Here is a 24,394-nt window from a genome sequence, read left to right as displayed (position 1 = left end):
CATTAAATTACTATTTTTCTATTATATGTATATCATAGGTAGTTTTTTAATAAAAGTCAATATGTAATATGGATAATTATCATTCGTTAGACTGTTAAATTGGTAATTAGGTGGAAAAATGGTTGCTCTTATTTGGACTTAAAAAACTATTTGATAATAGGTATACTTATTTTTACCAATTTTGTTAAAATATTAAAAGGGAAAATTTGTTTATTAGCAGGAATATTTTTACATAAAATCGAATACCATTAAAAATACACTTTGGAGGTTGGTATGAGTACTAGTCTAAGAGTTAGCTGTCTTTGTGGCAATACTGAGCGATTGTCAAATAAAATGGAAAAATTTAATATTTGTTTAAGCAAGTTTATGTCTGATAGTCAGACAGGTAAAATTAAGCTTATTTGCAAAGCTTGCGGTCAGGAAACGGATGAAATATTAATTGGCAACTGACTATGCACCGTAGTATACGGTTTAGGTCGATGAGGTATGGGAGAATTGCTTGAGGCTCTATTTCGAATAGTTTCGTTGTAGAGTCTGTTTTTCTATATCAATATAACCACATCGCTAAAGCAGTTCTTACCGATATCGGAACAGAAGAACTAGCACATATGGAAATGATTGCGGGACTGGTTTATAAACTGACAGATGGCGCCGATCCGAAGGATTATGACGAAGCAGGCTGGGGAGGACAATATGCTCAGCATAATCATGGTATATTCTGGACGGACGCCAATGGAGTTCCCTGGTGTGCTTCTTACATTGCCTGTCTGGGCGATCCCCTTGCCGATCTGACCGAGGATATGGCAGCTGAGCAAAAGGCCCGTGTTACCTATGAACATCTCATTGCTCTGACAGATGATGAGAAAGTAAAAGATACGCTCCGGTTTTTGTGGGAAAGAGAAGTGGTACATTATCAGCGATTTGGTGAGACGCTCAATACGGTGCAAGATTATATGGCAAGCGGCAAGCATATATGGTGCGGCGTAAGCCGTGAAGAAGAAGAGAAGGAATAGTGTAAGAATAGATAGTAAGGGAAAGACACTCGGTATTCATCTGCCGGAGAGCTTTCCTTTTAATTTTTATGCTGTGAAATATCAAGGTAAATGGATTTTCTTCACAGTTAGAGGATATCCTACTTAAATATTCGAATAGCTACTTAGTAGATTTAAAAAGTTCGCCAAAGGGGATTCTGTAGTGAAATCAGAAAAGCAAAGGGAAAATATGAACGTTACGATCAAGGATATTGCACGGGTCGCAGGCGTATCCCATATTACGGTATCGCGCGCACTCAATGATTATACATCAGTGAAGCCCGAAACTCGGGAACGTATAATAAAAATTGCTGAAAAAATGAATTACGTTCCTAATTTTAATGCCAAGAGTCTAGTGCTTGATAAATCATATATTATTGGACTGTTTTTTTCTACTTTGAAACAAGGGACATCATCCGATTTTTTTTACCAGGCAGTTACAGGTGTCAATAGCATTATAAAAGAGAAGTATAATGTGGTCATCAAGGGAATAGATGAATATCGAGATTATTCTGTTATCAACCGCCGGAATTTTGATGGAATACTGGTCGTAAGTCAGCGGGGGGAAGATGATGAGTTTATATCTCATGTTCTACGAAATAAAATTCCTATTGTAGTAATGAATCGTGAAACATCTGGCCTAGAAATTGTTAATGTCCTTGTGAATGATTGTCTGGGTGCATATGATGCTACTCGCTATTTGTTGGAGGCTGGTCATGAGAAGATAGCAATTATTGGAGGAAAAAGAGATTTCCAATCTGCTGTAGCCAGAAAGCAAGGATTTGCTAAAGCCATGTCAGAGGCCGACAAGTCAATAGTGCCCCAATATATGCTACAGGGCGATTATGGTTTTGAAAGCGGATACTATAAGATGAAGGAGCTTTTGCTCGAGACGGATAGACCTACGGCTGTTTTTTGTTTCAATGATGATATGGCTTTAGGTGCAATAAGAGCTGTTTTCGAATCCGGGTTTAAAGTTCCGACGGATATATCGATAATCGGCTTTGATAATACAGTTTTTTCACGGTATGTTACGCCGGCATTGACGACTGTACACCGCCCTATTGAGAGAATGTGCCAAGAAGGCGCGTGCAGGATTATTGATATTATTGAAGGGAACGATAGTGGCACGGGAGTATTTTATATTAATGCGGAATTGAAGATCAGAGATTCAGTGAGATTTATTTAATGAATGATTCTAAGATAAACTTGATATTAACATGATTAAGAACGGTTACGTAATTTCTTTTGTTATTTGCTGTGTTAGAATAAACGTAAATGTCGTTAGCAATTTACAACGGTAATAGATAAACAATAAGAGTAATTATCATCACGATCAACAGTCTTGATGAGGATTACTCTTTATTTAGTTTTAAAAAAATGTTCACGTGAACATTAATTGTTGAAATATTTTATAATATATGATAAAATTACAAAAGATGAAATGTTCACGTGAACATTTCAGAATGTAACAAATTCGCTTAATATTTGCGAATTTAAAAAGATACATAAGAGGGCGATTATTTTGAAACAATTTATGAGCGAAAATTTTTTGTTAGAAACCAAATCGGCAATAAAACTTTATCAAGAGTATGCAGTTGATATGCCCATTATTGATTATCATTGTCATCTATCAGCCAAAGAAGTTTATGAAAATAAGAAATTTACTACCCTTACTGAGGCTTGGTTGTATGGAGATCATTATAAATGGCGGGCCATGCGTAGCAATGGTATTGATGAACAGTATATTACCGGTAATGCCAGTGATTATGAAAAATTTATAGCCTGGGTTAAAACAATAGAAAAATGTATTGGCAACCCGCTATATCATTGGACCCATTTGGAACTTCAGCGTTTCTTTGGAATTCATGAACCCTTAAGTGAAAAAACTGCGCTAGCTATTTGGGAGAAGGTCAACCAGTTGCTTGAGAGTGAAGAATGCAGCGCCAGAGGTATGATCGCGAGATCCAATGTGGCTGTTATTTGTACAACAGACGATCCGACTGATTCATTAGCGTATCATCGGAAAATTCGGGAGGATAGCAGCATTGAATTTAGTGTACTGCCTACGTTCCGGCCAGATAAAGGTATGGCTATTGATGATTCTGGTTTTATTCAATGGGTAGAACGGCTGGCAGAGGTAACAGGCAGTAAAATTACGAGTTATGTTAACTTTTTGTCCGCATTGCAGCAGCGTATGGAGTTTTTTCATGAACTGGGCTGCCGAGTTGCTGATCAAGGTGTGGAAAGGGTTCCCTACATGGAAAGTTCAAAAATGACGGTAGAGAACATTTTTGCCCAGGCTTTACAGGGAAAACGGATTGTCCGAGAGGATGTCGAATGTTATCAGACGGCACTTTTACAATTTTGCGGAGAGCAGTATGCCAAATTGGGTTGGGTAATGCAGCTACATATTGGGCCTATGCGTAACAACAACAGTCCTATGTTCAGAAAACTGGGACCAGATAGCGGTTATGACTCGATTCACGATCATCCGATTGCGTTTTCGTTGTCAAGGTTATTAGATTCGCTGGAAAGTAAAGGGTGCTTACCAAAAACGATATTATATGCGCTGAATCCGAAAGATTATTTTGTATTGGGGAGTATGATCGGCAACTTTCAATCAGGCAATATTCCGGGGAAAATTCAATTTGGCACAGCCTGGTGGTTTAACGACAGCAAAACAGGAATGGTTGATCACATGATTACCTTAAGCAACTTGGGGTTGATTAGCCGGTTTGTAGGAATGGTTACCGATTCCAGAAGCTTTTTATCCTATACCAGACATGAGTATTTCAGGCGCATTCTCTGTAATTTGTTGGGAGAGTGGATGGAAAAGGGTGAGGTTCCGAATGATTGGGATATGATAGGAGGTATTGTCCAAGATATTTGTTTTCATAATGCCAAGACATATTTTGGCTTTGAAATAAAATAACGATAGGGAGGCGAAGAAAATTTAAAAGGTAAAGGTGTGCAGTGGATGGGGCTTACAAAAATATAACAAGCAGAGGAGCGAAAAGCATGAAAAAAAATCTTATCGTAACATTTGCACTTATGTTTATACTAAGCGTGGTTAGTACAGCTTTTGCAGCAGTAAATCCTTTTGATGATGTACCAGCAGGAAACTGGGCATATGATTCGGTAACAAAGTTGGCGCAAGCAGGTATTATTGATGGATATAGTGATGGCACTTTCCATGGTGACAAAACTGTCACCCGTTATGAAATGGCGCAAATCGTGGCCAAAGCTATTTCTAAAACAGCAAAAATGAAGACGGTTGATGCTTCAACGAAAGCCGAGGTTGACAAGCTGAGCAAAGAATTCGCCGATGAATTGCAAAGTCTCGGTGTACGTGTGACTAAAATTGAGGCTAAGCAATCGAATGTAAAACTTTCTGCCGACTTGCGTGTACGTTGGAATAACTTTTCAGGCAAGGCCAATGCTGATCAGTGGAAAGATCGTTATCGGTTGAACATGACTGCTGATATTAATGATACCACTTCTTTATATGCGCGCTTTGTTTTCCAAGACGATAAATTCAATCAGGATAGCGCGCAAAGATTATCCGACATGGCTCTGACTACCAAAGGCTTGATTGATAAAACGAATGTGACAGTAGGCCGGTATTCTCTAAACATGGGGCCAACAGGCTATTTATCCGGTACTACGGGTGACCTGGATGGCATCATGACTAATACCAATATCGGTAACTTTGGTTTGATGCTTGGTTATGCTCAAGTGCGGCAGACAAATGGCAATACGCTTGTTACCAACAGCCTTTGGATTAAAAATATTGATTTTGCCGAAATGACGTACAATATGGGCAAAGCAAAAATTTATGGCGACTACTTTAAAAACCTGAATGCCGGACAAAGCGATGGTAACGGTAATACGGTGCTTGATGCTTATAACATTGTTGGCGGCGGTGTAACGTATAAGTTTGATTCCGTTTGGAAATTAATTGGTGAACATTATGTAAATCGTGCTCAGGCAGTAAAAATGTCGGACGGTTCATCACCTACAGCGACGATTGTCCAGTTGGACTATAAAGGAGCAGATGCTTCCAAGCCGGGGTCATGGGGTGCACTCATAGAATACAATAAATTTGAGGGAAACTCACTGCCATATCAATTTTCTGGCCCTTATACTCGGTTCAATCCTAATGATTTTGGTATTAATCCATCTACAGGTGGCGTAAAAAGTTATGCCGCCGAGATTGACTACACTTTAGCTAAAAACATTACTTTCAACGGTATATATCAATTTGATGCCGAAAATACAACTACTGGCCAAGCGGCTCCTTATCCAAAATGGATTCGTGCTCAAATCAACTATTACTTCTAAAAAGCAATTGAGGTAGTGACAGTAGGAATTAAAAATTTCAGAATATAGATAAAGTAACGAATAATACATGCAATATTTATAAAAATTCTGGGGGGAATAGCTTTGCAAATGACATTTAGGTGGTATGGCGACAGTGATCCGGTGACACTGGACAAGATTAGGCAAATACCTGGACTCACAGGAATTGTTTCAGCCATTTATGATGTTCCGGTCGGAGAAGTTTGGCCCATAGAGCGTATTTTGGCGCTTAAGCACACAGTGGAATCACATGGATTTCAGTGCGAGGTTATCGAGAGCGTGCCGGTACACGAGGATATTAAACTTGGACTGCCAAGCCGGGAACGTTATATTGCTAATTACTGTACAACACTTAGTAATTTAGGACAAGCAGGATTTACGACCGTATGCTATAATTTCATGCCTGTTTTTGACTGGACTCGGTCCGATCTGGATCACAAATTGCCCGACGGATCCTTAGCGTTGATTTATCGCCAAGCGACAGTAGAAAATATGAATCCGTTGACAGGTGAATTATCATTGCCTGGATGGGACGCAAGTTATACGAAGGAAGGCATGAAAGCCCTGCTAGAACAATACCGGAATGTTACCGAAGAGAAATTATGGGATAATTTACAGTACTTTTTAGAAAAGATTATCCCCGTGGCTGAACAAGCGGGTATTAACATGGCTATTCATTCGGATGATCCACCGTGGTCTATTTTTGGCTTGCCGCGTATTATTAAAAATAAAGCTGATTTGGAACGGCTCATTCACCTGGTGGATAGTCCTAACAATGGTATTACCTTGTGTTCCGGATCTTTAGGAGTAGACCCGGAAAATCATATTCCAGACTTAATCCGCTATTTTGGGAAGCTGGGGCGAATTCACTTTGGTCATTGCCGTAATATCAAAATTACAGGTAATAAATGCTTCGAAGAGTCATCCCATCGGAGTGCGGACGGATCACTGGATATGGTGGAAATTATGAAAGCTTATCATGAAATTGGTTTTAATGGGCCTATACGTCCAGATCATGGACGCATGATTTGGGGTGAAGCAGGCAAGCCTGGTTACGGGCTGTATGATCGTGCGTTGGGGGCTGTTTATTTAAATGGTATTTGGGAAACGTTGAACAAAATAGAATAATGCGGAGGAACATAAAAGAATGAATTTACCCTTTAACATTGATTTACAAGACAAAGTAGTTGTGATTACCGGTGCCGGCGGAGTGATTTGCAGTACCTTTGCCAAAGCATTGGCAGCTTGCGGAGCGAAAGTGGCAGTACTTGATTTGAATAAAAGTAGTGCTGATTTGGTTGCACAGGAGATCACGGAAGCGGGTGGACAAGCTGTTGGCGTAGAAGCCAATGTTTTGGAGGTGGCCAGTTTAAAGGCCGCCCGGCAATTAGTGCGTGATCAACTGGGGCCCTGTGATATGCTCATCAATGGTGCCGGTGGGAATCATCCGAAAGGTACAACAAGCAAGGAATATCTCTATCGTGAAGACCTTGAGGATGCGAAAGAAGGGGAAGTAACCTTTTTTGATCTGGACCCGAAGGGAGTTGAGTTTGTCTTTAATTTGAATTTTCTTGGTACGTTGTTGCCGACTCAAGTATTTTTAAAGGATATGATCGGAAAAAAGGATGCAGTTGTCCTAAATATTTCTTCCATGAATGCTTTTACACCTCTGACGAAGATTCCAGCCTATAGCGGTGCCAAAGCGGCTGTATCAAACTTTACGCAATGGTTGGCAGTCCATTTGTCCAAGGTAGATGTTCGGGTGAATGCCATTGCGCCGGGTTTTTTTGTAACCAATCAAAACCGGGGATTGTTATTTCATGCTGATGGCAGTGCCACAGAGAGATCGGCCAAGATTTTAAATGCCACTCCCATGGGACGATTTGGGGAATGCGAGGAATTGATCGGTACCTTGTTATGGCTGGTGGATCATAAGGCATCCGGTTTTGTTAATGGTATTGTTGTGCCTGTTGATGGTGGCTTTTCCGCTTATTCGGGAGTTTGAGGATCGATTTCCGAATAGCGGCGTTGTGGATAGGATAAAGCCTGTATGGAGGTCTTTGAAATGCAAGTGAGCAGAAAACTGATGAATGTAGAGAATCATCATGATTATTTGGATATTACCGCGGGGGTGGCAAAATATCGCATCATCTTGTTAAATGACGATATTGTAAGAATTCGTTGCACTTTCGCCGAGAAATTTAAACCGGAAGCTTCTTATGCACTCGTGATGACAGCTTGGCAGGATCATATGGATGATTTGTTGCAAGGGGAAAGAAAAAGAGTAAAAGCCATTGCTACGACTTATAAAGATTGTGATGCTTTTATTTTAGTGGCTACGAAAAAGCTGAACATCAAAATTTACAAAGAGCCTTTTACAATCGAAATTTCAGATCAAGACGGAAATATATTGCACTCCGATCTAAAAGGCCGGTCCTATGTACAAGATGACTTGGGACGTCTTTATCATTATTCTTGTATGGATGATCAGGATTACTTTTACGGATTTGGTGAAAAAACGGGGTATTTAAATAAGAAAAAACGCCGAATGAGAATGCATAATGTGGATACCATTGGCTATGATTCTGAGTTGACAGACCCACTGTATAAACATATTCCGTTTTATATTAAGTTAAACAGCAGAAATAATATAGCAAGCGGTTTATTCTATCATAATTCTTATGACTCCGTCTTTGATATGGGTTGTGAACGAAGTGGGTATTGGGATAAATATAGTTATTTCTGTGCGGATGGCGGAGAATTAGATGTGTTTTTTATTTATGGCCCCAGAATAAAAGATGTCATAAAAAATTATACTGATTTAACAGGTAAAACGATATTTCCGACAAAATATTCCTTGGGATACATGGGTTCTACTATGTATTATACAGAATTAGAGCATGATGCTGACAAGGCTATTCTGCAATTTTTAGACAAATGCAAAGAAGAACAAATTCCTTGTGATGGATTCTTTTTGTCCTCAGGTTATACTACGGGTCAGGATGGAAAGAGATATGTATTTAACTGGAACAAGGATCGCTTTGAGAATCCTAAAGAATTTATCGGAAAAATGCAACAGAAGGGCGCTGATTTAGCACCGAATATTAAACCAGGCATGTTAACAACCCATCCTTTATATAAAGAGTTTGATGAAGCCGGGGCTTATGTAAAAGACGAAGATGATGAAAAATCACAAACAGACAGATATTGGGGAGGACAAGCTTCTTTTGTAGATTTCACAAATCCTAAGGGGCGTGAATTGTGGAAAAAACATTTAAAAAAAGCGATTGTTTCCCTTGGGATCACCTCAATCTGGAATGATAATAATGAATATGAAATTAACAATTTGGCATCGGTTTGTCACTATGAGGGGCTAAAACAAGAAGTGAGTGCTTTACGTCCTGTCATGCCTAACATGATGGCTTTTATGGCCCAAGAAACGGTTTTAGAGACTTATCCCAATAGTAGACCTTATATTGTTAGTCGAGCCGGTTTTGCCGGTATACAACGTTATGCCCAAACATGGGCCGGGGATAATAATACCAGTTGGAAGAGCTTAAAATTTAATGTTCCGGTGATACTCGGCATGGGATTGTCTGGGGTGGCCAATCAGGGTTGTGATATTGGAGGATTTTATGGACCGGCACCGGAGCCGGAATTGTTTGTCAGATGGGTTCAAAACGGAATTTTCCAACCGAGATTTTCCATCCATTCTTGTAACACCGATAATACCGTTACTGAACCGTGGATGTTTCCTTCCTATACACAATATATCAGAGAGGCTATTGGGCTACGATATCGGTTAGTTCCATACTACTATTCATTGCTTGCTGAGGCAGCTACCGAAGGCTCGCCGATCATGAGACCGTTAGTGTATGAATTCCAAGCTGATCCCCATGCACTTGAAGAAAGTTTTGAGTTCATGATTGGCAGTTCTCTGTTAATTGCGAATATTTTAGATAAAGGCGCAAAAACCCAGCGGGTTTATTTGCCGACGGGAGCAACTTGGTTTGACTGGTATACTAAAGAATGCCACGAAGGTGGACAGACGATTGAATTAGATGTATCTTTAGGCTCCATTCCGATGTTCATTAGAAGCGGTGCTATTATACCGCTGAGTGAAGAATTAATGAATATTCATACGGATGTAGTGGAAACACTTCATCTCCTTGTGGAGCCTTCACAGGAATCGGAATTCGTTTTATATGACGATGATGGCATGACCAACAATTATAAAAAGGGTGAGTATTTAAAAACCACCATTTGTATAAAGAAAAATGTCGGAACAGACATTACTTTTACCTATGAGGGAAGTTATTTGACGCCGATTAAAGTAGTGAATGTAGATCTCATCTGCCAGGAAGTCGCGCCAGTTCAAATTAGATTGCAAGACAGAAAACTTCCTCTGTTTCTTAATAAACAAGAATGGCAAGTAAGCAGTGCCGGCTGGTATTATGACATGGAACAAAAAACAGCCAAAATTAAATATAATCATATTAGTGAAAATCATACGCTGCATGTCGATTTTGATGTGAAAGATTTAATTTCCGTATAATCCTAAATATAAAAATATTTCATTAACCGTGATGCGGTAAATGCAACACGGTTAATGAATAGTAGAAGGGTGAGAGAGAAAATATGATGAAATTTAAGCAGTTGCGTTGGACAATGCTCGTCTTATTTATTGCAGGCGTAACATTGAATTACGTTACACGCAACACATTAGGGGTATTGGCACCTGAACTGAAACAGATTTTTAATATTTCTACCCAAGAATATTCTTGGATTGTAGCCTCTTTTCAATTTGCTTATACGATTGCCCAGCCATTTTGCGGATGGATATTGGATTATATTGGATTAAAAATAGGCTTCTTGTTTTTTGCCCTGATTTGGGCGATCGTCTGTATGCTTCATCCGTTAGCTACTAGTTGGGTAGGACTGGCAGTTCTGAGATTCTTTATGGGAGGAACTGAGGCTGTAGCAACTCCGGCCAATGTAAAAATCTTAACAGACTGGTTTCCAGCTAAAGAAAGAGCGGTTGCTGCCGGATGGTCAGGCGTGGGATTTTCTTTTGGTGCTATGCTGGCACCCCCGTTAGTTGTTGCTATTCATCTTAATTTTGGTTGGCAGGCGGCATTTTTTGTAACTGGTTTAATGGGGTTACTATGGGCGGGGATTTGGAAATTTTATTATTATCATCCTTCGGAACATCCGATGATTTCGTCCGAAGAAAAGGCTTATATTTTAGGAGATCGCACAGGTAAACAAGAAAAATTGAAAATGAATCTGTGGGACAGCTTTAAAAGTATTTGCCGGGTTAAAAAGTTCTATGGAATTGCGATACCAGCTTTTTTGGCAGAACCATCATGGCAGACATTCAGTTTTTTTGTTCCTTTATATTTGGCGACTGAAAGAGGCATGAATTTGAAGGAGATTGCTATGTTTGCCTGGCTGCCATTTTTAGCAGCCGATATTGGCAGTGCTCTAAGCGGATATTTAGCAAAAGGATATATGAAACATTTTCATTTTTCCAATAATAATGCTACAATTTGGAGTTCTGTATCAGGGGCATTCCTGATGATTTCTTTGGCCATGGTTCCCTTTGTAGATAGCCCTTATGCAGTTATTGCATTAATATCCATTGGTGGTTTTGGACATGCAATTATTTCAGCAATGCTGGGTGTTTTGATTATGGAAAATTTTGAATCAGATCGAGTGGCTTCAGTTAATGGTTTGCGCGGTTTTTCAGCCTGGACAAGTGGATTTTTATTCTCTTTATTAATTGGCGTTGTTGTTCCTAAAAGCGGATATTTGCCGATCTTTGTTAGTATGGGCTTTTTTGATCTTATTGGTGCAGTATTCATGATAGGATTTATTTATGATAGAAGTAAAAAAATTATCCAAGGTTAGAGAGTAAGCCTTATTTATGGGCTACATATTTTCGCGATGTTTTGTGCGGAATATTGTGTTCTTTCTACCTACCGTGGAGCGCTTGATCAGGATTTCACACCCATTATTATTCGTAATGCAATTGCAAGTGGATCAAAAGAGAATATTCATTTTGTGGAAAGCATCCATGAACTGATATCTTTGGGTGCATTAAAAGCAATGTTGGTATAAAGAATGGTTTCAACAAGAGTTCTAAGAATAAAAATCCCGCAGATTTGCGGGATTTTTTATTTCTTCTTTCCTAGTTATGTTTGCTTGACTAAAGCCTGAAATAGTGACAACATCGCTGCATATTTTTCTGCAAGTAGTTCCGGGTGCCACTGAACACCTAAAATAAAATGATTTCCCTGGCGTTCGATAGCTTCGATGACAGGATCTTTGGCATGAGCAGTCACTGTAAAGCCGGGAGCAATTGTTTTTAAGGCCTGGTGATGATAGCTGTTGACCGCAAGCTCATTTTTGCCAATAATTTGGGCTAGTGTTGAGGTCGGTTCGATATCGATGGAGTGCCATAAGGTGTTGAACTGACTGACACTTTGGAAATGTTTGATGTTGCAGCCGTCTATATCGGATAGGTCTTGATATAGCGTTCCGCCATAGGCGACATTGATCATTTGTATGCCACGGCAAATTCCGAGTAACGGTTTTTTTAGTTTCTCGGCCGCTTGGACGACTTGTAATTCATATTGATCGCGGGCGTGATTGACTGTTCCAATGTTTGTTAAAGGCTCTTCCTTGTATAACAGAGGATCGATATCAGGACCACCCGACAGGATGAGCCCGTCAACGGCACGAACCTGATCGAAGATGAGCGCAGAATCTGTGACAGGCGGTAATAATAGGGGAATTCCTCCGGCTAAGGCTACGGCATCGATATAAGGAGTATTGACAAAAGTTCTGGTTATTCCCGGCTGTACGGCGCCATCGACAAGTAACGTGTTGCAGGTTATTCCGATCATTGGTTTACGCAATGTGATCACTCCCATAAAAAGTTATCTTCAATTTAGAGTAAATTTTGCCTTCATAAGCAGCGTTGTTTTGGGACAAATAGATTTTTCCATCGAATAATGTTAATAATTACTGAGTAAATAACATAACTCCTTTATTTATTTTTAAAAAAAGAGCTATTGTTGGCATGAATATTGCTTGTAATATTCATGCCAACAATAGGAGATATAAAGGGGGAAATGGATTTATGTCAGTATTGATTAAAAATGCTAATGTGTACGCACCGGAAAATTTGGGTTTACAGGATATTTTAATTATTGGCAGTAAAATTGTGCAAATGAGCAGTAAAATTGATTCGCAACCGATTGTCGAATATTTGCCTGATATAGAGGTGTTGGATGCAAGGGAGAAAATAATTGTACCCGGTTTTATTGACCAGCATGTTCATATCATTGGCGGCGGGGGCGAAATGGGATTTGCTACTCGGACACCGGAGGTCATGCTGTCAAAAGTGATTGAGGCCGGTGTGACTACAGTAGTAGGTCTATTGGGAACGGATGGCGATGCCCGAAGTGTGGAAGCGTTATTGGCCAAAGCCAAAGGCTTAGAAGAGGAAGGCATTACGACTTTTATCCATACCGGCTCGTATAAGATACCAAGTGTTACAATTACAGGGAGTGTCATCAAAGACATTATGTTTATTGATAAAGTAATCGGTGTAAAAATGGCCTTATCTGATCATCGCTCTTCACATATTACGGTGGACGAATTAACCCGTTTGGCGTCAGATGCACGTTTGGCAGGAATGCTGAGCCGTAAACCAGGTCTGGTTCATATTCATATGGGAGCTGGTAGGGATGGATTAAATCAGGTTATGAAAGTGGTGGAAGAAACGGATATACCGGTTACACAGTTTATTCCTACTCATGCCACGCGTACAAGAGAATTGTTTGAACAGGCGAAGAAATTTGCTAAACTTGGCGGACGAATCGATATTACTTCATTTGCCGAAGAAAATCCAAAAGAGAAAATACAACCCAGTAAGGCGTTGATAGAGTGTATTAAGGAAGGAATCCCACCGGAAAATGTAACAATCAGTTCAGATGGAAATGGAAGTATGCCGAAATATGACAGTGAAGGCCGTATAGTTGGTATAGGTGTTGGCAGTCTGAATACATCCCAATGCGTATTTAACAATCTGGTTAAAAAAGAAGGACTGGATATTAGTACGGCTTTGCAGTTTTTTACTGCTAACGTGGCTAGGGTTTTGTCCGTCTATCCTCGTAAAGGCTGTATTCAAAAGGGAAGTGACGCTGATCTTGTCATCATGGATAGAAATCTCAGTTTAGAAACCGTCTTCGCTATGGGCAAAAAAATGCTGGATCAGGGAAAAGTCATTTATAAAGGGACATTTGAAGAGTAAAATGAAAATGAAAAGTATTTAGCCTAAACTTGATGAGGATTCTTGCAATAGGTTCACCTAATGCGATATAATAATGGTTAATAGGATAACCTATCCAGTTATAAAAAAGCTGTTTTAAGAATGTCAGAAAAAGTTTACCTTAGAGAAAGCCGGATGTTTGTTAATTTTTATAAAATTTAATTGGTTGGCATAAAACTTGCAAGTAATAAAAGTGTGAGCAAAGAAGCTCCTGTCATTTTCAGGATCTTCTTTGCTTTTTTTTATAGAAAAAAGCAAAGAGGGGGAAAGAAGTTGCTCTAAAAGAATCGCAGGCCTAAATGCAATGTACTTTTAATATAGGGAGGCAAGGATATGAACAAAGGAAAATGGATAAGTTTGCTGTTGATCGGTATGTTATCGCTCAGTATGGCGTTGACAGGCTGTTCTAAATCAAGTCAATCAGGTAGCGCTAAAAAATCGAACGAGCTAGTTGTGGGGCAGGCAGCCAATCCGACAACCATGGACCCTCAAGATACACAGGACACGTTAGCCTATAGTATTCAAAGAACAATTTATGAAGGACTCCTTAGTTTCGATAAGGATATGAAGGTCATACCGGTTTTGGCGGAAGCATTACCGGAATTGGCTCCAGATGCCAAAAGTTTAACATTTAAGTTAAAACAGGGAATCAAGTTTCAGGACGGAACAGATTTTAATGCTGAAGCGGTAAAAGCCAACATTGACCGTTTAAAAGACCCTGCGAATAAATTGAAAAGAGCTTCATTGTATTCAGCCATTGATCATGTGGAAATTATTGATCCTTATACAGTAAAAATTGTGTTGAATAAGCCATTTTCCCCGATTGTGCAGGCTTTTGCTCATCCAGCGGGCGGCATGATTTCGCCAAAAGCTATTAAAGAATATGGCAAAGACCTGGATCGCCATCCTGTTGGCACAGGCCCTTTCCAATTTGTTGAATGGAAAGACGGGCAGTCTGTTGTGGTGAAAAAGTTTGACGGCTATTGGGATCAGGCGCACGCTGCCAAGGTAGATAAGATTACCTTTAAGCCGATTGTGGAAGCCAGTTCTCGGGTAGCTATGCTGAAAACAGGTGAGGTTCAGTTTATCTGGCCGTTACCTTCGGAACAGGTCGACAGTGTCAAGGGTGACAGCAAGGTAACTATTGATAAAAGCCCATCGATTATTGAACGGTATGTCGTGTTAAATGTTACGCAAAAACCGTTTGACGATAAGCGTGTACGGCAGGCTCTAAATTATGCAATTGACAAAAATGCCTTAAATAAAGTGGTGTACAAGGATTATGCCGCTGCTCCCGAATCAGCCATCGCAGGCAATGTGTGGGGATTTCAAAAACAGCAGATGTATACCTATGATGTAGAAAAAGCCAAACAGTTACTGGCTGAGGCCGGTTATCCGAACGGACTTGAAATTACGCTTTGGACTCCGAATGATACAGAGCGGGCTAAAATCGCCGAATTTATTCAGCAGCAATGGGCGGCAATTGGCGTTAAAGCTAATGTTCAGCAAATGGAATTTGTTACTCTTACCAATTTGCTGTCAGCAAAACCTGCAGACAGTCAATTGCAGGCAGCCGTGAGCGGCTGGTCGCCTTCAACGGGTGAAGCCGATTGGGGGATTCGTCCGCTTTTGACGAAGGCGATGTTCCCGACTGCCGGATTTAACAGCGGTTTTTATTCGAATGATCAGGTGGAAAAAGGTATTCAGACTGGCATGGAGTCAGCGAATGAACAAGAACGGCTTGCGTCTTATGGTGAGGCACAAAAGGCCATTGTTGAAGATGCGCCTTGGGTTTTCTTGACAGTACCGGATATTGTAGCAGGTAAACGTAAAAATCTTTCCGGTGTTTATGTGCTTCCTGACGGAACTTTGGATGTTGCTCACGCCGAGTTTCAATAATTCGCTGGTCCAAGGTCCGACCTTGGACCAGTCATTTATCTTTGAACGAAGGGGAAGGAGGAAACAGACGTGCTCGTATATATTACACGACGGTTAGGCGGAATGATTCCGATTTTATTGGTTGTGGCTGTAGTTGTCTTTATGTTTCTTCATCTAATTCCGGGTGATCCGGCACGAATTGTGGCCGGTCCTGAAGCTACCTTGCAGGATGTGGAAAATACACGAGCTCTGTTGGGACTGGATCGTCCTTTGCCGGAACAGTTCGGCCATTTTATTTCTGGATTAGTGCACGGGGATTTAGGACAGTCCTACCGTACCCGTGAACCTGTTGCTGAGATGATTGCAGACCGGATTGGACCGACACTGGAGCTTAGTTTTCTCAGCATGGTATGGGCGGTTGTCGTCGGTATGTTTTTCGGCGTAGTGGCGGCAACAAAACGGGGCAAATGGCAGGATCAACTGACCATGTTTTTTGCTGTAACAGGTATTTCAATGCCTTCATTTTGGTTCGGGCTGATGCTGATTGAACTGTTTGCCGTGCAATTGGGCTGGCTGCCGTCGGGTGGTAATGACTCCATTGAAAGTTATATTTTGCCTGCTATTACGCTGGGGTCAAGTGTGGCAGCTATTATTGCCAGATTTACCCGTTCCAGTTTGCTGGAAACGCTGGGGGAGGATTATGTTCGTACTGCCAGGGCAAAAGGTGCCAAAGAATGGCGTGTTGTATGGCTGCATGCTTTGCGCAATGCGCTGCTGCCGGTTGTAACGATGACTGGCTTGCAGTTTGGCTTTTTACTGGGCGGCTCAGTCGTTATTGAAGCGGTATTTTCCTGGCCTGGATTGGGTCGGTTGTTAATTGATGCCGTTAACATGCGGGATTACCCTGTTATTCAGGCCGAAATGCTGTTATTTGCTACTCAATTTATGTTAATCAATTTATTCGTGGATGTGCTGTATGCTTTGCTGAATCCACAAATCCGGCTTGATAGCTAATAGAGAGGAGAGGAAGAGCTATGCCAAAATCTAGTATTTGTGTTAATGTTGATTCCCCAGTGCGTCAATTTATTCGCCGTTTTCTTCGACAGAAAACAGCTATTGCCTCGTTTGCGGTAATTATCGTGCTTTTTTTATTAGCCCTTATTGGGCCGGCGATTGCTCCCTATAATCCCGTTCAACCGGATTACAGCGCTGTTTTACAGCCACCGTCAGCCGAGCATTGGCTGGGAACGGACGAATTTGGCCGTGATGTATTGAGCCGTATCATCAATGGGACGCGTATTTCCATGTCCGTCAGTTTAAGTTCGGTTTTGATTGGATCCTTGTTAGGCACGGTCATTGGCCTTACTGCCGGATATTATGGCGGAAAGTATGATATGTTAGTTATGCGGACCTGCGATGTCATGTTTGCCTTTCCTGGCATTTTGCAAGCCATTGCCATTATTGCTATCGTTGGTCCGGGACTGCAAAATGTTGTTTTTGCCGTTACCATTTATTCCATCCCGATTTTTGTCCGTATTGTTCGTGGCAGTACTTTGGCATTGAAAAATATGACTTATGTGGAAGCGGCCAGAGCGATGGGCATACCGGACAGGCAAATTATTTTCCAACATATTTTTCCCGGCACATTTTCTATTGTATTGGTCTATTTCACGATGCGAATTGGCACGGCCATTTTGATCGCCGCCTCCCTGTCTTTTTTAGGGCTGGGCGCTCAGCCACCTTTGCCAGAATGGGGAACGATGTTAAGTGCAGGCAGAGAATACTTAACATCGGCACCTCATGCCGCGTTATTTCCGGGATTGGCCATTTTGATTACTTGTTTGGCCTTTAATTTGTTTGGTGATGGATTGCGGGATGCATTAGACCGTAAGATTGTAGACTGAGGGGAGATTTAGGATGATGGAAAGACGAAAATTATTGGAAGTGCAGGATCTGAAAATTGCTTTCCGTAGTCTCGATACAACCATTACGGCTGTATCCGGGGTTTCCTTTCATGTAAATGAAGGAGAGACCCTTGGTATTGTAGGCGAGTCAGGTTGTGGAAAATCAATCACCTCGTTGGCAGTGATGCGCCTCCTTCCTCAGGCTACGTCACAAATTGGCGGCAGTGTTAAGTTTGACGGACAGGAACTGCTTACTTTGCCAGAACAAAAGATGTTTGATATACGGGGAAGACAAATTTCGATGGTTTTTCAGGAACCCATGACTTCGCTTAATCCCGTCTATACTATTGGCAAGCAAGTGGATGAAGCCGTTTTATTGCATAATAAGCTATCAGCTCAAGAAGCGCGAAATCGTACTCTGGAAATATTAAAAAAGGTCGGAATTCCCAGAGTCGAAGACATTAGTCGGGAATATCCCTACCAATTATCGGGAGGCATGCGGCAGCGCGTGATGATTGCCATGGCCCTTGTTTGCGGTCCAAAATTATTGATTGCCGACGAGCCGACTACAGCGCTTGATGTAACGATTCAGGCCCAGATTCTTGATCTGATGCGGCAAATGCGTCAGGAGACAGGTTCCTCGATTATGATGATTACGCATGATTTAGGTGTTGTAGCTGAAATGTGCGAACGGGTCATGGTGATGTATGCGGGGCAGGTCGTTGAAGAAGCCGATGTTGTCAGCCTATTTACCCATCCTCAACATCCGTATACGACGGGGTTGATGAGATCCATACCACAGCATGATGGCAAGGTATCCCGGTTAGTACCAATTCCCGGACAAGTGCCGCCACTTGCTAGTATGCCGGCGGGCTGCCGGTTTGCTCCTCGTTGTTCGCAGGCCGAAAAACGGTGTTTGACTGACAATCCTGAGCTGTTGCCAGTCGCGGATGGCCACCTCTGCCGATGTTGGTTGTACCCAAAAGGAGGTGAGCCAGATGGCGCAAGATAATATTTTGGAAATAAAAAACTTAAAAAAATATTTTGCAATACATGGCGGTCTGCTGAAAAAGGTAGTAGGTTATGTAAAAGCGGTTGACGATGTATCTTTTACGGTCAGGCAGGGAGAGACGTTGGGCATTGTCGGCGAATCAGGCTGCGGCAAATCGACAACTGGCAGAACGATTTTGCGTCTGTTGGAACCTACTGGCGGCCAGGTGCTTTTCGGCGGAGTTGATCTGGCAAAATTGGGGCGGGAAGCCATGCGGCAAAAACGGAAGGATATACAGATGGTTTTTCAGGACCCTTATGCTTCCTTAAATCCTAGAATGTCAGTGGCCGATATTATTGGCGAAGCACTGCCTTTTCACGGTGTAACGGACCGTGAGGAAATAAAGCGGCGCGTTAAGGAAACCATGGAACTTTGCGGACTAACAGCTGAACAGGGATATCGTTATCCTCATGAATTTTCCGGTGGACAGCGACAGCGTGTCGGAATTGCCAGGGCACTTGTTTTACGACCGCAAGTTATCATTGCCGATGAACCGGTTTCCGCATTAGATGTATCCATTCAAGCTCAAATTATCAATTTGCTGCAGGATTTACAAGAGCAGTTTGGGCTAACATATCTGTTTATTTCACATGACCTTTCTGTTGTACGTCATATTAGTAAACGTGTAGGGGTTATGTATTTGGGCCGAATTGTCGAAATTGGTGCTGTTGAAACCTTGTATAATCATCCGCAGCATCCTTATACGCAGTCATTACTTTCAGCTATTCCGCTCGCAAATCCGCTGGCCAAGCGAAAAAGAATCATTTTGCAGGGGGATGTTCCGTCGCCGGCCAATCCACCTTCGGGATGTGCATTTTATCCCCGGTGTCCGAAAGTCATGGATATTTGCAAGTCCGTTAGGCCGGAAATGGTACTGGGGAATGATGGACATCAGGTGGCCTGTCATCTTCATGCCTGACGACTAAGATGGGTGAAATAGTAGGGGAGTTGTGCCATGGGGGAAAAGACAATTACCTTTATTACGTTACATGATAATACGCTCCGGGACATTATGAAACAGTGTTATGAGCTGGGAATTATGGATGATTTTAATGTTGAGGGCCGAACGATTACTCAGCTTGCTTATCAACCGATTACAGCCAGTTCCCTGATTGTAGTATCGAGTGATCGGATTATTCCGACCCTAAAATTGCACTGCCCGGAAAGTGTTCATATCATCGTAGCCAAGCGAACGATTAATTATGCGAATCTTCGCAGCGTCCTTGACGTACCCCGCGGGGTCAAGACACTTCTTGTTAACGACAGTAAGGAGCGGGCCATTGATACCATCGAGTTGCTGAAGAATGTAGGAATTCAGCTTGATTTTTATCCATTTTATCCCGGAATGACGTCTTATCCAGAGGATATCGTGATTGCTGTGACTCCCGGAGAAGCCAATTTGGTTCCAAGTACGATTGCCAAAGTGATCGATATCGGTTCAAGAATTATTGATATATCCACCTGGATTGAAATCTCAGCTTATTTTCATTATGAAGCTCCGGATTTGAGTAAATTAGCGGCACAATATATTTGTTCTGTCGTTTATATTACGCAGGAATTGAGCCGTGAAATTCAAAAAACGCATCTTCTTCACAAACATTTGGAAGTCATCGTTAATCGAATTGATGATGGCGTTTTGGCCATTGACGAACAGGATATTGTGCGGATTGTCAATGATAAAGCGTTGGCAATACTTAAGCAGGAAAGTCAGCAAGTGATTGGTCAGACAGCTTCTGAATGTATTCAAGCCTATTTTTATCAGCTTATTTATCAGCTTCCCTTTGAAACGGAAGAGGTTTTGAACTGGGAAAATCAAAGCTTTTTCTTTCGTAAAACGCATATTGTCATTGAAGGAAAAAATTACGGTTTCTTAGTTATTTTTCGCCGTGCTTCGGAGATAAACAAATTGGAACACGATTATCGTCGTAAACAAATGAGTAAGGGACTGGTAGCAAAATATATGTTTCATGATTTGCTTGGAGTCAGCGCCTCCTTTAAAAAGCTATGTCATATTGCAAAACAAATGGCTAAGGGGAATTCGACGATTCTGTTATTGGGTGAAACAGGAACAGGCAAAGAGTTATTGGCCCAGGCGATTCATAATGTTTCTCTTCGGCAGCGAGAACCCTTTGTCGGCGTGAATTTTGCTGCTATATCTGAGTCCCTGTTGGAAAGTGAATTATTTGGTTATGAAGAAGGCGCTTTTACAGGAGCGAAAAAAGGCGGTCATATTGGGTTATTTGAACAGGCCCATAAAGGAACGATCTTTCTTGACGAAATTGGTGATGCCTCGGCTGCCATTCAAAACAGATTACTCAGAGTGCTGCAGGAAAGAGAAATCATGAAAGTGGGTGGCAATCGGATTATTCCCGTCGATATTCGCGTCATTGCGGCAACAAATCGCAATTTGCAGGAGATGGTGCAGTCCGGTCAATTTCGGTCGGATCTGTATTACCGTCTGAATGTTTTACCTGTGTATGTCCCTCCCTTACGTGATCGCAAAGAAGATATTCCTGTTTTAGCGCAAAACTTTATTGTAAAATTCTGCCGTGAGTTGCAGCGGCCTGTTTTTCGGTTTTCGCAGGAAGCTATGAATTGCATGCTTAGCTATGACTGGCTGGGCAATATTCGTGAACTGGAAAATGTGATTCAGTATTTGGCCCACGTTGTCGAAGAGGTTGTTTCGCCGCAGCACCTGTTGTTTAATAAAGAGTCAAGCAGGACTGTGCAGGACTCAGTTGGGATGGAGCGGGATTGGGAGCTCCTCTGTCAGTCTTATGTTGCCAAGGGTTTTATGGACGACATAAAGGTGATTTTACAGATTATTCGCCAGGCACAACGTGCGGTGGGACGAAATTACGTGATGAACCAATTGCAAGACAAAGGCTGGAATATGACAGAACAGCAACTGCGCTACCGAATGCAGCTTTTAAAGCAAGACGGGTTCATCGAGGTCGGGCGCGCCAGGCAAGGCAGCACTATAACTTCAAAAGGGGTGGACCTTTTGCACTATTTTCTCAAATAGTCACTTGGACTATGGACTTTAACGAATTTTTACGGGAGTGATTGGGTATGTCAGAGGAACGAGTGAAAATTTTAGCGGAAAATCTTATCAATTATTCCGTACGTTTAAAGCAAGGGGAAAAGGTACTAATTGAAGTGATTGATGATGGCTTTGAACTTGCCAGAGAATTAGTAGCGGCGGCCTATCAGGCAGGTGGAGTGCCGTTTGTTACGGTAAAGAATAACGCTTTACAGCGAACTCTATTATTGGATAGCCATCAAGAACAAATTGATCTGATTGCCGGCTGGGAAGGCGACCGCATGTCTCGCATGGATGCCTATATCGGAGTGAGAGCCAATAGTAATAGCAGTGAATTATCGGATTTACCGGCTGATAAAGCAAAATTATATCAGCAGAATTGGTGGAAAACCGTTCATACCGATATTCGCGTTGCAAAAACGAAATGGTGTGTGTTGCGTTATCCTAATCCGTCGTTTGCGCAAATGGCCGGCATGAGTACGGAAGCGTTTCGTGATTTCTATTTTCAGGTGACTAATCTGGATTATGCCAGAATGGCGCAGGCGGAAGAACCATTAGTAAAACTGTTTGAACAAACCGAAAAGGTTCACATCGTTGGGCCTGACACGGATATAACTTTTTCAATACGGGGTATTCCAGTAATGAAATCATGCGGCCTTCGTAATATTCCCGATGGGGAAGTATTTACCGCTCCTGTGAAAGATTCGGTCAATGGGTATATACAGTACAATTGTCCGACGATTTTTCAGGGAACATCATTTGATCATGTGCGGTTACAGTTTGAACACGGAAAAATTGTGGATGCTTCAGCCAATGATACGAAAAAATTAAATGAAATTCTGGATATTGATGAAGGTGCCAGATATCTTGGCGAATTTTCCTTGGGGTTGAATCCTTATATTCATCATCCCATGCGGGATATTTTATTTGACGAAAAAATTTGCGGCAGTTTTCATCTGACGCCGGGAAATGCTTACGCAACAGCATTTAATGGCAATTGTTCCGCTATTCATTGGGACTTGGTTTCTATACAAACACCTGCATACGGTGGAGGCGAAATCTGGTTCGATGACCAGCTGATTCGTAAGGATGGGAAATTTGTTCCCGAAGAGTTGAAGGGACTGAATCCGGAAAGCTGGGAATAGGCAGTAAGTTAGACACAGCGTCGGACTCTGCCCAATTGGTTTTCATTTATGCGGCTGTAGTCTTACTATTATAAATAAATGATTATTAAATGACGCCCACGAAGGCTTATTCCTATGAAAGGGATAAGCTTCGTGGGCGTCATTTTAAACATTGAGGCGTCTTTCAGGTAGTTCTTAAGTTATAAAAGTCCCGTCGTACTATATAGGGCAATACAGAGAAAAGGGACAGCCAACTTAAAAACACTGAGCATAAAGATATCATAGTATGATTGTTTATGAGTTAAGCCGCAGATTGCAATCAAAGTAACAAGAGCCCCGTTATGAGGCACTGATTCAAAGCCAGCCGAACTCAAGGAAACAATACGGTGCAAAATTTCCGGTGACATCCCCAGCGAATTGGCCCAAGTAAGCCAGTTAGCTCCCAGCATATTGAGAGCAATTGTCATACCGCCGGAAGCCGATCCGGTAAAACCGGACATGATATTTGTCGTAATCACTTCCGATACTAAGGGGCCAGAACCAATATGGATTTGAAGAAGTTGATCTTTAATAATTTGAAAACCTGCCAAACTGCTGATTACTGTACCAAATGCATATCCCGAAGCCGTATTCATAATAGCCGATACAGAACCAATCGTTCCGGCATTTAAGGGCGCAATAATCCCTCCTGACTGTAAAAGCTGCTTACGGCCAATGATAACAGCTAACACAATGCCCACAGTCAAGCCAACATCAAGAGACCAAATCGCCTGTACTTTATCGACGGAGGAAGCGAGTAAACTTAACTTGAGGAGCTTAAAGGGCTCTAATAGCTGTTCGCCCCAATGATAAGCCCAAGACCAATGAAAGGGATTGCTCATCAGTAAATTAACAATGACAACAGTTGCCAGTGGAATCAGCGACTTTTTCCAGGAAGGTAGTCCTGAGTTATCCATCATTTCTGGCTCATTCAATGTATGATTGCCATAGCCTTCGCCTCGCGCCGATAGTTTCTTGTAACGATACGTAATCCAAAACCAAGTTAAAACAAAATAGACAACCGAGGCAAAAATTCCTGTAATAGGGGCCGCCCAGGTCGTTGTGCCAAAAAATGAAGTCGGAATGATATTTTGAATCTGTGGCGTACCAGGCAAAGCTACCATCCCGTAGGTACACATGCCTGTCCATATTGTGGCCGGAATAAGGCGCTTAGGAATGTTAGCCTCCCGAAACAAAATGGCTGCAAAAGGATACATTACAAAAGCGACAACAAAAACGCTGATCCCGCCATAAGTTAACACTCCACAAGCAAGAATGACCGATAATATAGCCCGTTCTTTACCCAAAACTTTAGCAATAACCGCTGCGATTGAACGGGCCATACCGGCTTCTTCCATAACCTTAGCAAAAACAGCTCCCAGTAAAAAAATCGAATAATAAACTTTCACGTATTCTGCTGCCTTTGTCATAAATAATTCGCTGTACAAAGGCATGAGCGAATAGTCGCTCATCGCTGCAGCTAACATAGCACAAAGCGGCGCGAACAAAATCAGAGAATAGCCCCGAAAAGCAAATACCATAAGTAAGCACAAACTGATGAGAATTACGATTAGTTCCATAAAAAGGTCCTTTCCTTCAGTGCCTATAAAATAAGCCACAATTA

Annotated in this window: 20 protein-coding genes; 18 read left to right on the top strand and 2 right to left on the bottom strand. The window is 41.7% G+C overall.

What is annotated here, in order from left to right; genetic code table 11:
* The first annotated feature begins 273 nt into the window (after positions 1 to 273).
* From Ga0466249_RS09305 to Ga0466249_RS09260, 10 genes are all read left to right on the top strand, one after another.
* Entirely contained in the window at positions 274 to 450 is a 177-nt protein-coding gene (locus tag Ga0466249_RS09305) for a hypothetical protein (protein WP_215829167.1), read from the top strand.
* A gap of 59 nt (positions 451 to 509) precedes the next feature.
* A complete protein-coding gene (locus Ga0466249_RS09300; RefSeq protein WP_215829241.1) occupies positions 510 to 1,013 on the top strand; it encodes a manganese catalase family protein in 504 nt (167 codons plus the stop codon).
* A 181-nt stretch (positions 1,014 to 1,194) separates the two neighbouring features.
* Complete coding sequence (locus tag Ga0466249_RS09295; RefSeq protein ID WP_215829166.1) at positions 1,195 to 2,220, top strand: LacI family DNA-binding transcriptional regulator; 1,026 nt, start codon at positions 1,195 to 1,197, stop codon at positions 2,218 to 2,220.
* A 336-nt stretch (positions 2,221 to 2,556) separates the two neighbouring features.
* Positions 2,557 to 3,966: a glucuronate isomerase gene (gene uxaC, locus Ga0466249_RS09290; protein WP_215829165.1), complete on the top strand. Its 1,410-nt coding sequence runs from the start codon at positions 2,557 to 2,559 to the stop codon at positions 3,964 to 3,966.
* 86 nt (positions 3,967 to 4,052) lie between these two features.
* The gene (locus Ga0466249_RS09285) at positions 4,053 to 5,375 is read left to right on the top strand and encodes an S-layer homology domain-containing protein (RefSeq protein WP_215829164.1); all 1,323 of its coding nucleotides are present in this window, start codon (positions 4,053 to 4,055) and stop codon (positions 5,373 to 5,375) included.
* 108 nt (positions 5,376 to 5,483) lie between these two features.
* Entirely contained in the window at positions 5,484 to 6,521 is a 1,038-nt protein-coding gene (gene uxuA, locus Ga0466249_RS09280; protein WP_312889746.1) for a mannonate dehydratase, read from the top strand.
* A gap of 19 nt (positions 6,522 to 6,540) precedes the next feature.
* Positions 6,541 to 7,398 (top strand): SDR family oxidoreductase, encoded by an 858-nt coding sequence (locus Ga0466249_RS09275; protein WP_215829162.1) that lies wholly within the window; start codon positions 6,541 to 6,543, stop codon positions 7,396 to 7,398.
* 60 nt (positions 7,399 to 7,458) lie between these two features.
* Positions 7,459 to 9,948, top strand: coding sequence for a glycoside hydrolase family 31 protein (locus Ga0466249_RS09270; protein WP_215829161.1), 2,490 nt, complete (start codon positions 7,459 to 7,461; stop codon positions 9,946 to 9,948).
* An 83-nt stretch (positions 9,949 to 10,031) separates the two neighbouring features.
* Positions 10,032 to 11,303 carry an MFS transporter gene (locus Ga0466249_RS09265; RefSeq protein ID WP_215829160.1) on the top strand — a complete coding sequence of 424 codons (1,272 nt, stop codon included), beginning with the start codon at positions 10,032 to 10,034 and terminating at the stop codon, positions 11,301 to 11,303.
* A gap of 36 nt (positions 11,304 to 11,339) precedes the next feature.
* The gene (locus Ga0466249_RS09260) at positions 11,340 to 11,513 is read left to right on the top strand and encodes an isochorismatase family protein (protein ID WP_215829159.1); all 174 of its coding nucleotides are present in this window, start codon (positions 11,340 to 11,342) and stop codon (positions 11,511 to 11,513) included.
* A gap of 74 nt (positions 11,514 to 11,587) precedes the next feature.
* Here Ga0466249_RS09260 and Ga0466249_RS09255 read toward each other — a convergent pair whose 3' ends face one another.
* Positions 11,588 to 12,313 (bottom strand): gamma-glutamyl-gamma-aminobutyrate hydrolase family protein, encoded by a 726-nt coding sequence (locus tag Ga0466249_RS09255; RefSeq protein WP_215829158.1) that lies wholly within the window; start codon positions 12,311 to 12,313, stop codon positions 11,588 to 11,590.
* A 224-nt stretch (positions 12,314 to 12,537) separates the two neighbouring features.
* On the opposite strand from Ga0466249_RS09255, the gene iadA reads away from it, so the two are divergent.
* The 8 genes from iadA to Ga0466249_RS09215 all read left to right on the top strand — a co-directional run bounded on the left by iadA (position 12,538) and on the right by Ga0466249_RS09215 (position 22,752).
* Entirely contained in the window at positions 12,538 to 13,713 is a 1,176-nt protein-coding gene (iadA, locus tag Ga0466249_RS09250; RefSeq protein WP_215829157.1) for a beta-aspartyl-peptidase, read from the top strand.
* 351 nt (positions 13,714 to 14,064) lie between these two features.
* Positions 14,065 to 15,630: a glutathione ABC transporter substrate-binding protein gene (locus tag Ga0466249_RS09245; RefSeq protein WP_215829156.1), complete on the top strand. Its 1,566-nt coding sequence runs from the start codon at positions 14,065 to 14,067 to the stop codon at positions 15,628 to 15,630.
* Positions 15,631 to 15,699: 69 nt separating this feature from the next.
* The gene (nikB, locus tag Ga0466249_RS27530) at positions 15,700 to 16,623 is read left to right on the top strand and encodes a nickel ABC transporter permease (protein ID WP_215829155.1); all 924 of its coding nucleotides are present in this window, start codon (positions 15,700 to 15,702) and stop codon (positions 16,621 to 16,623) included.
* 20 nt (positions 16,624 to 16,643) lie between these two features.
* Positions 16,644 to 17,513 carry an ABC transporter permease gene (locus Ga0466249_RS09235; protein WP_215829154.1) on the top strand — a complete coding sequence of 290 codons (870 nt, stop codon included), beginning with the start codon at positions 16,644 to 16,646 and terminating at the stop codon, positions 17,511 to 17,513.
* A 13-nt stretch (positions 17,514 to 17,526) separates the two neighbouring features.
* Complete coding sequence (locus tag Ga0466249_RS09230) at positions 17,527 to 18,525, top strand: ABC transporter ATP-binding protein (RefSeq protein ID WP_246588590.1); 999 nt, start codon at positions 17,527 to 17,529, stop codon at positions 18,523 to 18,525.
* Positions 18,512 to 19,483 (top strand): ABC transporter ATP-binding protein, encoded by a 972-nt coding sequence (locus Ga0466249_RS09225; RefSeq protein WP_215829153.1) that lies wholly within the window; start codon positions 18,512 to 18,514, stop codon positions 19,481 to 19,483. The genes Ga0466249_RS09230 and Ga0466249_RS09225 overlap by 14 nt, the downstream gene beginning before the upstream one ends.
* 36 nt (positions 19,484 to 19,519) lie before the next feature.
* Positions 19,520 to 21,589 carry a sigma 54-interacting transcriptional regulator gene (locus Ga0466249_RS09220; protein WP_215829152.1) on the top strand — a complete coding sequence of 690 codons (2,070 nt, stop codon included), beginning with the start codon at positions 19,520 to 19,522 and terminating at the stop codon, positions 21,587 to 21,589.
* Between the two features lie 47 nt (positions 21,590 to 21,636).
* Positions 21,637 to 22,752, top strand: coding sequence for an aminopeptidase (locus tag Ga0466249_RS09215; protein WP_215829151.1), 1,116 nt, complete (start codon positions 21,637 to 21,639; stop codon positions 22,750 to 22,752).
* A 179-nt stretch (positions 22,753 to 22,931) separates the two neighbouring features.
* Here the strand turns inward: Ga0466249_RS09215 and Ga0466249_RS09210 are convergent, their stop codons facing one another.
* Positions 22,932 to 24,350, bottom strand: a complete 1,419-nt coding sequence (locus Ga0466249_RS09210) for a GntP family permease (protein ID WP_215829150.1) — start codon at positions 24,348 to 24,350, stop codon at positions 22,932 to 22,934.
* Positions 24,351 to 24,394 lie beyond the last annotated feature (44 nt).

The sequence above is a fragment of the Pelorhabdus rhamnosifermentans genome, assembly GCF_018835585.1.
In the GTDB taxonomy this organism is placed as follows: Bacteria; Bacillota; Negativicutes; order UMGS1260; family UMGS1260; genus Pelorhabdus; species Pelorhabdus rhamnosifermentans.
Note: the sequence above shows the minus strand (reverse complement) of the source record. Positions and strands in the feature narration are given on the sequence as shown.